The 13446-nt window shown below is 50.4% G+C and carries 13 protein-coding genes; 7 read left to right on the forward strand and 6 right to left on the reverse strand.

The features are described from left to right. The first annotated feature begins 90 nt into the window (after window positions 1-90). Window positions 91-339: a phosphopantetheine-binding protein gene (locus tag KJY73_RS03105; RefSeq protein WP_214340247.1), complete on the forward strand. Its 249-nt coding sequence runs from the start codon at window positions 91-93 to the stop codon at window positions 337-339. Beyond that, a complete protein-coding gene (locus tag KJY73_RS03110) occupies window positions 332-1174 on the forward strand; it encodes a lysophospholipid acyltransferase family protein (protein ID WP_214340249.1) in 843 nt (280 codons plus the stop codon). Before KJY73_RS03105 ends, KJY73_RS03110 begins: the two co-directional genes overlap by 8 nt. Window positions 1175-1180: 6 nt before the next feature. Here the strand turns inward: KJY73_RS03110 and KJY73_RS03115 are convergent, their stop codons facing one another. The 6 genes from KJY73_RS03115 to soxR form a co-directional block, all read right to left on the reverse strand. Continuing rightward, window positions 1181-1867: an SDR family NAD(P)-dependent oxidoreductase gene (locus KJY73_RS03115; protein ID WP_214340251.1), complete on the reverse strand. Its 687-nt coding sequence runs from the start codon at window positions 1865-1867 to the stop codon at window positions 1181-1183. Window positions 1868-1990: 123 nt separating this feature from the next. Continuing rightward, the gene (locus KJY73_RS03120; RefSeq protein ID WP_206592437.1) at window positions 1991-2533 is read right to left on the reverse strand and encodes a BON domain-containing protein; all 543 of its coding nucleotides are present in this window, start codon (window positions 2531-2533) and stop codon (window positions 1991-1993) included. Window positions 2534-2860: 327 nt separating this feature from the next. Then, window positions 2861-4477, reverse strand: a complete 1617-nt coding sequence (locus tag KJY73_RS03125; RefSeq protein ID WP_214340253.1) for a diacylglycerol kinase family protein — start codon at window positions 4475-4477, stop codon at window positions 2861-2863. A gap of 108 nt (window positions 4478-4585) precedes the next feature. Beyond that, window positions 4586-4894, reverse strand: coding sequence for a hypothetical protein (locus tag KJY73_RS03130; RefSeq protein WP_214340255.1), 309 nt, complete (start codon window positions 4892-4894; stop codon window positions 4586-4588). Window positions 4895-4922: 28 nt separating this feature from the next. Then, window positions 4923-5099 (reverse strand): DUF1328 domain-containing protein, encoded by a 177-nt coding sequence (locus tag KJY73_RS03135; protein ID WP_214340256.1) that lies wholly within the window; start codon window positions 5097-5099, stop codon window positions 4923-4925. Between the two features lie 168 nt (window positions 5100-5267). Further along, complete coding sequence (soxR, locus tag KJY73_RS03140; protein WP_214340257.1) at window positions 5268-5744, reverse strand: redox-sensitive transcriptional activator SoxR; 477 nt, start codon at window positions 5742-5744, stop codon at window positions 5268-5270. Between the two features lie 135 nt (window positions 5745-5879). Between soxR and KJY73_RS03145 the strand changes: the two genes are divergently transcribed. The 5 genes from KJY73_RS03145 to KJY73_RS03165 all read left to right on the forward strand — a co-directional run bounded on the left by KJY73_RS03145 (window position 5880) and on the right by KJY73_RS03165 (window position 13444). Then, window positions 5880-6491 carry an NADPH-dependent FMN reductase gene (locus tag KJY73_RS03145; RefSeq protein WP_214340258.1) on the forward strand — a complete coding sequence of 204 codons (612 nt, stop codon included), beginning with the start codon at window positions 5880-5882 and terminating at the stop codon, window positions 6489-6491. 268 nt (window positions 6492-6759) lie between these two features. After that, a complete protein-coding gene (locus KJY73_RS03150) occupies window positions 6760-8352 on the forward strand; it encodes a hypothetical protein (RefSeq protein WP_214340259.1) in 1593 nt (530 codons plus the stop codon). A gap of 68 nt (window positions 8353-8420) precedes the next feature. Beyond that, window positions 8421-11096, forward strand: a complete 2676-nt coding sequence (locus KJY73_RS03155) for a TonB-dependent receptor domain-containing protein (RefSeq protein ID WP_206592444.1) — start codon at window positions 8421-8423, stop codon at window positions 11094-11096. Window positions 11097-11289: 193 nt separating this feature from the next. Then, entirely contained in the window at window positions 11290-12060 is a 771-nt protein-coding gene (locus KJY73_RS03160) for a DUF3450 domain-containing protein (protein ID WP_206592445.1), read from the forward strand. A gap of 13 nt (window positions 12061-12073) precedes the next feature. Next, window positions 12074-13444 carry a MotA/TolQ/ExbB proton channel family protein gene (locus KJY73_RS03165; protein WP_214340260.1) on the forward strand — a complete coding sequence of 457 codons (1371 nt, stop codon included), beginning with the start codon at window positions 12074-12076 and terminating at the stop codon, window positions 13442-13444. Window positions 13445-13446: the final 2 nt, after the last annotated feature.

Consider the following 13446-nt stretch of genomic DNA (forward strand, 5'->3'; position numbering starts at 1 on the left):
ATACACTTGCCTACAGCTATCAACAATTTGCTCACGGAATTGTGTCCGATACGGGATGTATAGTGCTCTTCAATACGAGTAGGAGCATGTATGGATATTCAAACTCAACTAACTGAATTACTGAGTAATATACTCAGTCGACCGGCGACAGACTTTAACGCCGATACGCGATTGCTGGGAGAAATGCCCGATTTTGATTCCATGGCCTTGATGCTACTGTTGACGGAAGTCAGCCAGAGCTTCAGCCTGGATGTTCAGGATGCTGGGTTTGATAGTGAGACCTTTTATTCTGTAGCAACACTCACCGACTTTATTAAAAAGGCCAAGGCTAATGCGTGATGGGCGAATCAGCATACAGCAGCATTCGGTGGTTGTTCTGCTGCGATTTTTGACTTGCTTACCGCGTCGCACTCGCCCCTATCTGGCAGGTGGTTTGGCGCGTTTGATTCTTGCTGTGGCAAGACGTACCCGGACCCGGGCGGCTGGCAATGTAAATAAGGCCTTGCCGAATTTGAGTAGCGAGCAGGTGAAGCGTCTTTGTTTTCGCTCTTATGCAACAATAATCCGTGGTTTATTGGACTGTCTGGATCTGAATAACCTTGAGATAGAGATCTACTGCGACGAGTCAGTGCGTCAACAACTTAGCGGAGGTCGGGGGCTGTGCGTAGCAACTTTACATACTTGTTGTTATGAGTTGGTGCCGCTGGCGCTACAACGCCTGACCGGTCGCTCGGTTACCCTCACACATATGCCGGCCTTTATTCCCTCCGCACATAATCCATACCAGCAGGCAGGGATAAACTATGTGGAGAAGAAACAAGATGGAGCCTTTGTGCGTTTACTACAGCATATACAACAAGGTGCGGTAGTGTCTTTGCATGCAGATTTATTTGCCAGAGATGTGAACGTCAATTTCTTCGGGCACCAGACTACCGCACCTGCTGGCCCTGCCATGCTGAGCGCCTTTGCCGGTACGCCTATGTTGCTTGCCTACGGCTGTATTGGCGAGAACGGTCGATATCAGGTTTACATTGAGTCTTTTATGACAGAGCCGGTTGCGAGGACTAAACACGCCTATACAGAGGCGATGCAGCTTTTGTATGACAGATTTGAGCGGATCATTTTGCGCTACCCTGAGCAGTGGTATTGGTCGTTTAATCGCTGGCGCACATGAGCGTATTCACCACTGCAAAGGCTGACGGTGACGGAACAAACCACCTGTTGGTCCCTCATCAGGCAGGGTCGCCAGCCAGATGGGGGTATCGGCACCTTGCTCAGCGGAAAGCGGTGCATCTGGACCTCCCATATCCGTTCTGACCCAGCCTGGACAGGCTGCATTGACCTTCACCTTATCCCCTAACGCGCGGGCCATATTAACAGTCATGGCATTAAGGGTAGCCTTGCTGACCGAATAGGACATAGGGCCACTTAAGCCATCGTAAAAGGTACCCCATCCCGACGTAAGGTTCACAATTCGCCCCCAGCCGCGCTGTTGCATCAAGCTACCTAGTACCTGCATCAGTAAAAAAGGCGCAATGGCATTCACTTGCAGAGCTTGTTCTAACTCTGTTCGCTGACAATCAGGAGCTTCGCCAGGCAGCAGTATGCCCGCGTTGTTAATCAGAATATCTATCGGCCCTAACACCTGGGCTATGGCCTGCGCACGCAGTTCGGGCTTATCCAGTAAATTTAATTCTACGCCTACGGCACCATGGCCAATATTGCGTGCGGCGTTCTCCGCATCTACTTTACTGCGAGCTGCCGCCAGTACTTTGATGTTCCCTCTTTCGGCTAATCCTTTGGCAATGCTAAAACCCAGTCCTCGATTGGCACCAGTTATCAGGGCGGTTTTGGTTTTTTCTGTCATGAGTTGTCTTCAGAAATGCCGTCAAGCTCACTACAACTTTAGACCTTGATTGGGCGAGCAGGGGAGTTTGTGGCGGTGAACTATTAGATATAAGCCCACCCCCGAAGGGTGGGCTTATGGACATTAAGATTTCTCTACAATTTCAAGCTTATCTACGACTTTCGTGACATCAGCGGTGTTTTTGGCGATGGCGATGGCCAGATCGCGCTCTGCGTCAGTGGCGACTTCGCCCTCTAAAGTCACTACACCTTGTTTTGCATCAACATCAATATTGCTGCCGGTGACTTCAGATTCAATCAGTAGGCGGGTTTTAACCACGGCGACCACTTTCGAGTCTGTCAGGGTTTGCACCACTTTACTTGGGCTGTCGCTGTTAATGACAGCCAGCTTGTTATGGACTTTGGTGACACCATCCAGGCTTTCAATCAATTCTCCAGCCAGGGATTTGTCCACTTCGCTCTCGACCTTACCGGTAAGGGTAACTTCACCATCTTTGACATCGGTGTTGATGTCGAATGAATTCAGATTGGTGTTTAGCAGTAAGGTTGTCTCTGCCTTGCCGTCAATCCAGGCGTCCTTGGCTTCCTTTTCCCAGCTATTCTCTCCTGCCATGGCTACCGGGGCCGCAATCAGTGTCAGAGTCATCAGGGTGGTTGTGAGTTTCATCATCGTCTCCTTTGACATTGTCATTAAACTCACTTTACCTGTAGCGAAGATAATGCCAACTTTTAACTTATTGAAAAATATAAATATATTTTTTGTTGGATGGTGTTTGTGTCGCCTGTAGGGGACATTTTTTTGGGTGTGGCTGAATTAGCTCTCGCTGCGAATGGATTTAAAACAGAGCCTAACCTTTGGATTGAACCCCTGTATTGGCGGGCTCTTCAGCCGTTTCTACAGCATGTGGGATAGGGTTAACGAGGTGTTGGTCACTAATGTCCCCACAGCCCGACAATTGCTCGCAGCCCCTATTTTGCAGGGCTGCGAGTCATGTCATTTGAGGGTCGGTGCCAAAACGTTTAGGGACGCCGGGCGAATCTGGATATCCAGCGGAAGGTCGTCGAATACCTCGCCATCAATCACATAGCTCGAGAGATCTGGCCCATCGATACGAATGCGGGTTATCTGACGATGGTGGATGTTTTCCCCTGTTGGACTGATACCTGCCAAAGCCAGCTCGGTGAGGCTTAACAGATGCTGTGTTGAGTTTTCGCTGGGTGACAACCAGGTGACATCCAGTTTGCCGTCAGCCAGATCGGGTTCGCCATCTCCCTGGGCTAATAAGGTGGTAAGCGGCGCTGCATTGGCGACCACCAGACTGTGAGTGTGGAGAGTCTGCGCGGGCTCATCATCAAACTGCACCTCAAGTTGCAGGTTTTGATTTTGCTCAATTGCGCGCCAAAGTCCCAATAAGTAAGCAAATTGCCCCAGTGCATTCTTTTCTTTACGATTGGCGGCTTCAATCATCTGCTGTTCAAAACCGACGGCGGCTAATAGCAAAATCAGCTTGCCGTTGCATCTGGCAGTATCAATGGCGCGAACTTCCCCTTCCAAAATAGCCTGGCAGGCCGTATCTATGGGAAATACTTTGCTTTTGATGCCGCAAATTGCATAGCTTAGGGCATTGGCGGTTCCCATCGGAATGATGCCCAGCGGCACTTGGGTGTCAGTCAGCACCGAAGCGACTTCTGTGATGGTACCGTCGCCGCCGCAGGCTATTACTATGTCTGCCCCCGCCTTGATGGCTTGCTCAGCCAACTTTCGGCCGTTCTCGTCAGGGCTGGTGAGTTTTATTTTTAGCGCGAGCCTAGGGGCAAGTTGTTGTTCTATCTGCGCTTTACAGTCCTGCCATTTGCCGCCGCCCGCCACTGGATTTGCAATTAACCAGGCGTTTACCGCAAATCTCAACTTGTCTTCCTGATGCAAGTACTCTAGTTGTTTAAATTGCCAGCGGTTTAGTCTGGCTGTCTGGCGTATAGCGCGGATACTGTCCAGCACCTCATTTGCCGATTTATCTGGCTGTGTAGCCAAAAGGTAAGCAGCGGCGACTAACACCGAGCGTCCCCGCCCCAGGGCACAATGCACTAGCACTTTACGCCCTTGGCGGTGCTGTTGGTGTAGCCAGTTGATGGCCTGATTTAGTTGTGCGGCATTCGGTGCGCTATGGTCCAATACGGGTACATTCAGGTAGTGAAGGGGCTGTTCTTCAATGGCCCAATCCAGACCATTGAACTCAGCAGTAACGTCTAACACAGCTCGAATACCCTGTGCTTTTAGGTAGTTCAAGTCGCGGCTAAATAATCGGGCACCAAGGTAAAGCTGATCCGTGATTTTCTGTACCTGCGGCACCTTGTCCCGCTTCCTGGCCCAATAGTTGTAAAGCGTGGCACCAAATAAAAATGGAATGAAAAGCCAGCGAATGGCTATGGGAATCGAGCCGTCAGCCCGTTTGCGAAATAAGGCCGGATAGTTGAAAAGATAGGCTAGACCCACCGCAAGTAATGACAAACTGGTCCAGGCCAGGATGATACTGAGGGCCATCCATGGAGAGAGTAAAAACAGAACAAAGGCAGCTAGACAGCCACTTAGGTAATACATCGCAACCGGCATTCGTCCTCCTTTTAACCAGACTGGCGATTTGCCGAATAAAAAGCCTCGCAGCTAAAAATGGCTATTGAGTCAAAGTGAAAAGGGGGGCTTTCGCCCCCCTGTTGATTATTAGCATTCCTTGTCTTTAAACTCGGCTTTCTCCTTCGCTTTTTCGCAAAGTTCCTTTAATTTATCGGCGCTGGTCTGTGCAGCGTCATCCAGCTTCTCGCCGGTTTCTTCTGCAAGGTTCTCAAGATCGTCCTTAGCGGTTTGCATCTTGTCTTTTGCTTGTTCCAACGCGTCATCCAGCTTTTCACCGGCTTGCTCAACGGTTTGGTCAACTTTCTCGCCAGCTTGTTCGGCTTTGCCAGCATTATCACAAGCCGTCAGGCCAAGGGTCGCCAGTAACATTGCCACTGCTAAAGTTTTGTTGTTCATGATATTTACTCCGTTAATTAAGCTGAATTTACAGTTTTGGTCGTTTTCCTCTTAACGCATTGGCTAGCAGTGATATCAGCATCAACAGAATAAACACGAAGAAGATGACTTTCGCGATACCTGTTGCCGCTCCTGCTATACCGCCAAATCCTAATAACGCGGCGATAATGGCAATAATTAAAAAGGTAAGTGCCCAGCCTAACATAAAGCCTCCTGTTGTTTCGGCCGGCGATCCTTCTGCTTGCCAGCCAATGAGTCGCAAAAGTTAATAAGCCAGAACTGTGCCAACACCTATCTGGTCAGGGGGTTTTTAATTGCTCAGCGCGTTACTCTGAAGGCATTTCTTCATGCTGCTTTGGGCAGGAGCTGAGTCTCAGTCCGGGTCAATCAGTCTGGCGCCACAACCCTGCTGGGATAAGGTATCACCGGGATTTCTCAGCCAACAATGTTGTAGGGACAAGCAGCCGCAACCAATGCAATTACTGAGGTTGTCTCGCAAGGCGATGAGGGTATCAATTCTGTGGTTCAGATCGTCCAGCCACAGACTCGACATGTGCGCCCAGTCTTCAACATTAGGTGCTTTGTTGTCGGGTAACGACGACAGGGCATGGGCTATCTTGGCCAGAGGCACGCCGACTTGTTGAGCGGTTTTAATCACTGCAATACGTCGCAGTACATCGCGATGATAGCGACGCTGATTGCCCGCATTGCGGCGACTTTGTATGAGTCCTTTCTGTTCGTAAAAATGTACCGCCGAGACGGCAATGCCGCTGCGTTTGGCAACCTGGCCAACGCTCAGTGTTGTGTGCTTGCCACAATCAGTTGGGTTTGTTTCAGAATTTTTTTTCATCTGACGCTTGACCTTAACCTTGCTTGAGGTTTTAGCCTAAGTGACATCGCTGGCTGTGTAAATCAGTAATAGTGCTGTGTAAAAATGATTTAGGCCGCTGAGTGAATCTGTTCTTCGCCTAGCAAGGAGTATTGCATGTCAGACAAACTGAATATCGCCGTTATTATGGGCAGTACCCGCGAGGGACGCTTGTGTGAGCGTGTGACTGATTGGTTAATGGGGGAATTAGCTGCACTGAATGCATTTCGCCTGAGTTTAATAGATCCAAAAGACTTTTGTGAGCCGTCTGGCGGACTGTCTGAACTGGTTATGCAAGGCATTCGTTCTGAGCTTGGGGCGGCGGACGCCTTTATTGTGGTCACACCCGAGTATAACCACAGCTTTCCTGCACCCTTGAAGCAACTGATTGATTCTGTCAGTTCCGAATGGCATACCAAGCCGGTAGGTTTTGTGAGTTATGGCGGGGTATCCGGCGGGCTGCGGGCGGTCGAACAACTCAGACAGGTATTTGTGGAACTGCAAAGTGCCAGTGTCAGAGATTCGGTGTGTTTTATTAATGCCTGGGAACAATTCGATTCAAACGGTGTGCTTCGTGAGCAAGAACGCCCACGCCGCACCTTGCTGAAAATGTTGGACCAACTCAGTTGGTGGGCAAGTGCGCTCAAACAGGCCCGTCACGAAGATGTGCGCCACCGCAGGTTGTCTCAAGACGGGATGGCCTTAAGGCTAGCCTGTCAGGCGGGCTGAGTGGTCCGCCGTTTTGTCATTTTGCGTAGCCGTAAATTCCACGCTCTTCAAGCCGTTGCTGCCTGACAAACAACGGCTTTGAATATAAGAAGATGCTGAATAATTAATACACTTTCTTTAAAAACAATGAGATAGCTTATTCTTGCTGGAACTGAAAAGTTCCGTGAAACTTTTGTGACACTGCGGCGTTGTAACAAAAGTGTCACTCTCGCCAGTTAACCTTGCCTCCGATTTGTTAACCCATATTCTCAAAATTTCGGAGAGCTCAATGGAACTCAAAACCATGTTTAAGGTATCTGCCGTTGCTGTAGCCCTGGTACTGGCTGGCTGTGGCGGAGATATCAATATCACCCCAACCGTTAACGACAACAGCACTGTAAACAACCCTCCATCAAACGGTGGTGATAACGGTGGCGATAATGGCGGTGATGAGAATCCTTGTGCTTCCTATGAAGCCAGCGGTGAAACGGTGCAGGGCACCTATGACAGCAGCAGCAAGATTTGTACTTACTCCACTACCTTCGTAAGCGCAGCTAAGCCGCTGACCGTTGACGTGACATTAGGTACTGACCTGGTGCATTACTTTAAGAGTTCTCTGGCTGTAGGTCAGGACTGTAACACCAGCCAGGGCTGTAGTGTTGATATGGACGGTCCTACCCTGACCGTTGATGCTGGTGCAACCGTGGTATTCGACAACGCGGCGTCTCGTGTTCAGATTAACCGTGGCGCCAATATCGAAGCGGTAGGTACACTGGCTAAGCCAATTACTTTTACTTCTGCTAACGCTATCGCTGCCCTTGACTCCGTAGGCTCAGGCCCTTCTCCACAAGACTGGGGCGGTGTGATCATCAATGGTTTCGGTATCACTGACCAGTGTTCTGACGCAGAGCGTACAGCTGGCAGCTGTAACGCTGAGAGTGAAGGTGCAGTGTCTTACTACGGTGGTAATAACAACCAGGACGACAGCGGTTCACTGAAATTTGTGAAAATCCACTATGCAGGTGGTCTGCCAGCGGGTGCTGAAGTGGGTAACGACCTGAACTCACTGTTCCTGAACTCTGTAGGTTCTGGTACTGAAATCGACTATATCGATATTTACGCCGGTTACGATGATGGTATCGAGTTGTTCGGTGGTGCGGTAAACCTGAAGCACATAGTTATCACTGATACTCAGGATGACAGCTTGGACATCGATGCTGGTTGGCAGGGTAATGCCCAGTTCGTATTGATTAAACACGGTAGCGTAAAAAATGCCAGTGGTGAAACCCTGAACATGGGTAATGGCGGATTTGAAGCGGACGGCCGTAAAGGTTCATCCACCGCTCAGGCGCCAGCTTCTGCACCACATATTGCTAACGTGACTGTTATCACCACTGACGAAATGTCAGCCCGTGACGACGATCCTTCTTTGGCCATGAAGCTGGATGATTTCATCAACGCCACTTTCTACAACATGGTTCTGAAGAAAGAAGCGGCAACCCAAACCTGGTGTATCAACTACTCAGGTGACGCGGCTGATGAAATTGTGACAAACCGTGCATCCATCAAGTCGTCTATCGCAGCTTGTGCGGCACTGTCTGCCACAGGCAAAGAAACCGTCACTACTGCCAGCGGTACGACTACGGTAACCGAGTGGTTCACCAAAGACGCTGCAAGTGAAGTGGTTAATGGTTCAGACACGGTATTGGCCAACAACGGCTTCTCAACGTCTGCCGAGGTGACTGTAACACCTACCGACATGACCACAGTTAACAGCTTCTTCGAAGCCACTAACTTTATCGGTGCGGTTGCCGCATCCGACACTTCCTCAGATTGGTACAAGTGGGCGAAAGCCGCGTTTGATAACGCAAACGACGAATAAGCATTTTGTATCGAGACAAGTAGGCGCCCCGGTAGCGCCTATTTGTCGATTAAGTGTGGGAAAAAATGATGATGACTCGATTCAGAGTGAATAAACTTTCAATAGCCGTCGGCGCTTGCTTGTTGACCGGGTCGGTACTGGCTCAGTCACAGGAAGACAACGCGATTGAAGAAGTGGTTGCCACTGGAACACGTTTGCAGGGGACTGCCACGGCAGTGATCGAAGAACGTAAGAACCAGGCATTTGTGGCAGACATCCTGGGTGCGGAACAAATTTCCCGTACTGGTGACAGTGACGCTGCCTCGGCCCTTCGCAGGGTGACAGGTCTGACCCTGGTAGACGGTAAATTCATCTACGTTCGTGGTTTGGGTGAACGTTATTCCAGCGCCCGCTTAAACGGCGCCAGCATCCCCAGTCCAGACTTGACCCGAAATGTTATCCCGCTGGATATCTTTCCTTCCAATGTAATTGAAAGCCTGTCGGTACAAAAAGCCTATTCACCCAACATGCCAGCTGCCTTTGGTGGCGGTAATGTGGATATTCGCACCAAGTCTATTCCCAGTGAATTCGTCGCCGGGATCCAATTAGGTGTGGAAGCCAATTCAGATAATTCCGACGGCTTTACTTACAATCGTAATGACAGTGGTACACCAGCCGCGCTGCGTGATGCCATAGTGCATTACCGTGGTGACTTCTCGCTGCGTAACATCATTCAGCGTGATGGTTTATACAACAACGAGAACGGTACTGCTGCACAGCAAGCTATCGCTATTAATGACGGCCTGTTGCGCTCTTTGCCAAGAGACATGGCGCTTAAAGATGAATCGCTGGACCCCAACTATTCAGCTCAGGCCTATATTGGTAACAGCTTTGAAGAAGATTGGCTGGGCGGTACCATTGGCTTTTTAGCCTCGGTGGCTTACGACAATAAATGGAATTACAAAGAGCGTCGTAACGCCGTGGTCAGCGCCAGCTTGCCAGAAAATTGTTCAGAGTCTATGCAAACTGCAGAAGACGTTAACAACAGTTGTTTTGACAGCATGGTGGACTCTCAGGTCACCAGTGAGAATGAGCGTATTAATGGCTTATTCACGCTGGGCTATCGCTGGAATACCCATAGTCTGAGCTATACCAAGATCCTGATCGAAGACAATGAAGATGAGTCGGAAATTGCCACCGCGCAAAACCCGTCTCAGAACCAGACCATCGCCGCAGACGGGATAGCCGATTATTCACAAAGCTTCACCTACGAAGAGCGTTCACTGGATGTGGATCAGTTCCGTGGCCAGCATACCTTTCTGGATTGGTGGGGCGTGGGGGTTGACTGGCACTACACGCAGTCCGAAGCCGAAACCGATATTCCGCTGCAAGCTACCTTTAACTTCAGCAATAAGTATGACGGCAACGGTAAGTACCTGAAAACCGACGTCAACGGCGGTAACGGCCAGGTAGAGTATGACTACGTCTCCATGGACGATCATATGAAAAACTGGGGAGGTAATGTGACATTGCCTCTGACGCTGGGTCGTTTTGAAGTGGAACTGAAAGGCGGCTGGGACTTTGTTGACCGTGCCCGTTACTACACAACGTCCAGTTTCTTTGTGAATAACAGTGGTACGGCCATTGGTATTAGCGACAAAGAATCTGAGCTGCTGAATCTGCCGTCCTATCTGAGCGATGCCTTTATCGCCGAGCAGAATCTGTTTGTGGCCTTCAACGAACCTGATGCGCCGGAAGCAGATGATTATCTGGCGGCGCAAAAGATTGATGCCGGCTATGGTGCCTTTGATGTCATTTTTGACAACACCTGGCGCTTTAGTGGCGGCTTGCGTTACGAAGCCTTTAAGCAGGTAGCCCTGGAAACCTCCAGTTTGATCTTCACTGCCGAAGATCAAGATGTGTTTTTCAATGCGGAAAACATCAAGGCGCGTAGTATCGATACCGATGACTTCTTTCCGTCATTGAGCCTGACCTACATTGGTGGCGACAGCTATCAGGTGCGTGCGGGCTACGGTGAGACAGTGGTGCGTCCAGACTTGCGTGAAGTGGTGCCGGTTGGTTATTTCGACCCGCTCACCGATATCCGTACCACGGGTAATACCCAGTTGGTGTCCAGCACCCTGAAAAACTACGACCTGCGCTACGAGTTGTATGGCGAGATGGGAAATAACCTGGCGTTGTCTTTGTTCTACAAAGACATCACTAACCCCATTGAAACCGTATTGCGAGTAGGAGACTCAACCTATACCGCCAGCTTTACCAACGGTTCTCAGGCAGAACTCTATGGTATCGAGGCCGAGTGGTTGTATGACCTGGGCTGGGCGGTAGATGGTTTCTTTACCTCAGGTAACATCACGCTAAGTGATTCTGAGGTAGATATTGAAGCCTCTGATGCCGGCAGCTTAACCAACACCACCAAGCGTATGAACGGTCACTCCAAGTATGTCGCTAACTTCCAGCTGGGCTATGACTCTGCCAATGGCGAGCACAGTGCCTCTTTGGTCTACAACGTATTTGGTGAACGTATCCTCGCTTCAGGTATTGATGGTCGTCAGGATGCCTATGAGCAACCGTTCCATTCGCTGGATATGATTTACTCCTATTACATGGACTTCAACAGCACCATCAAGCTGCGCGTGCGTAACTTGCTGGGTGAAGACCAGGAAGTAACCCAGGACGGCGTCACAGTGCGTAGTCGCAGTGTTGGAACCACCTTCCAGCTCAGTTACAAGTACGACTTCTAAACAAGCAGAAGGGCCGCTAAGCGGCCCTTTCTTTTTTACTGGGACAGCGGGCCAAAACAGTTGATGCAGGGGGATTATGAATCACGTCATAGTCTTCAATTTGTAATAAAACTGTCACGGACAACCCCTATCCTGTGCGCGAATTCCAAAAGGTCAGTATCCCGCTGATCGTGTTTAATTAGGGTTTGACAGTATGAGGCTTTTGAAACTACTTCCGCTGACCGTGCTTGCCACGACCTTGGCAGTCACTGCCCCGTCAATGGCGCAGCAAGACAAGTATATTGAACCTGTTGTGAAAGAGGCCGGTAAGATCAATACATCGGCTGCTGGTTCACAGCAGAAGATCGACAAAATGACAGATCAGATCGACAGCAAACTTCAGCAGTTCAAGACCATCAACAAAGAAATCGATGGTCTGATGGTATACAACGCGCAGTTGCGTAAGCAAATCGACAATCAGCTTCAAGAAGTCGCCGACCTGAACAAAGCCATTGATGAAGTGAGCGTGATTGAGCGTCAGATTACACCGCTGATGTTGCGCATGATTGAAGGCCTCAAGCAGTTTGTTGAACTGGATGTGCCTTTTTTGCCCGAAGAGCGCAGCAAGCGCCTGGCCGATTTAGCCGGTTTAATGGAGCGTGCTGACGTGGCGCCTTCTGAAAAGTTCCGTCGTGTGATGGAAGCTTACCAGATTGAGATGGACTACGGCCGCACCCTGGAAGCCTACAGTGGCCTGCATACGGTTGATGGTCAGGAACGTGATGTGGACTTCCTGCGCGTCGGCCGCACTGCCCTGATTTACCAAACCCGCGATGCCAGCCAGCAAGGTATTTGGAACAAGCAAACCCGTCAGTGGGAAGCGTTGCCTTCCAGCTACCGTACCCAGGTAACTAAAGGTCTGCGTATGGCTAAAAAGCAACTAGCCCCTGACTTGCTGTCCCTGCCAGTAGCCCTGACCGACTAAGAGAGTAGAAACCATGAAATCCATCGTTAAAGTTCTGACCACTGGTCTGTTTGCCTCTTTAGTCGCCACTGGCGCCATGGCGCAGAGTGCAAGTGACAAAGCCCTGGATCTGGATCAACTGCTGAAACAGTTGGAGCAGGGCCAGATTGCCCAGAATAAAGATAACCAGCGTCGTGAAAAAGAATTTGCTGCCAAGGTTGCCGAGCAAGACCAAATGCTCAAGGACGCCACCGGCAAGCGCAACGACGAGCTGAAAAACAGCGAAAACCTCGAGCGTCAGTTCCAGGAAAACGAATTCAAACTGGCCGATTTGAATGATGCCCTGACCAATCGTCTGGGGTCACTCAAAGAGCTCTTTGGTGTGTTGCAGCAAGTGTCTGGCGATACCAAAGGTAAATTCCAGAACTCTGTAATTTCAGCGCAGGTGCCTGGCCGCGCAGAGTTCCTGGACGGCCTGGCTCAGTCCATGGGATCCAGCTCCAAACTGGCCTCCATCGATGAAATCGAGCGCGTGTGGTTTGAAATTCAGCGTGAAATGACCGAGTCCGGCAAGGTCACCAAGTTCACCACCGACGTGGTGGAAGCCGGTGGCAACAAGGTCAATAAAGAAGTGGTTCGCGTCGGTTCTTTCGCCCTGGTAGCCGACGGTAAGTACCTGGATATGAACCCGTCTACCGGCACGGTTGCCGAGCTGATTCGCCAGCCGGCTGACCGTTATGGTGAGAGCGCAGCTAACCTGCAAGCCTCCAACGGTGAGTTGGTGGAATTTGGTCTGGACCCAACCGGTGGCTCTATCCTCGGCCTGTTGGTGCAAGCGCCTAACTTCCAGGAGCGTATTGAGCAAGGTGGTCTGGTTGGCTACATCATTCTTGCCGTGGGTGCGGTAGGTCTGCTGCTGGCACTGGAACGCCTGATTAGCCTGACCCTGATTAAAGCCAAGGTTGACCGTCAGTTGAAGAACCAACAGCCAAACAAAGACAACCCACTGGGTCGTATTCTGCATGTACGTGAAGAGTTCCCCAACGTGGATACCGAAACCCTGGAGCTGAAATTAACCGAAGCCATCCTCGGTGAAGTACCTAAGCTGGGCCGCAATCTGACCATGATTAAGATCATCTCTGTGGTGGCGCCGCTGATGGGCCTTTTGGGTACGGTAACCGGTATGATCAACACCTTCCAGGCTATCACCCTGTTTGGTACCGGTGACCCTAAACTGATGGCCGGTGGTATCTCAACTGCCTTGATGACAACCGTACTGGGTCTGGTGGTGGCTATCCCGATGACACTGCTGTACGCGATGCTCAATACCCGCAGTAAGAACATCGTGTTCATTCTTCAGGAACAAGCCTCAGGTGTGATTGCAGAACGCGCTGAACGGAGCTAATC

It is taken from the genome of Bowmanella yangjiangensis, from assembly GCF_018531185.1.
GTDB lineage: Bacteria > Pseudomonadota > Gammaproteobacteria > Enterobacterales > Alteromonadaceae > Bowmanella > Bowmanella yangjiangensis.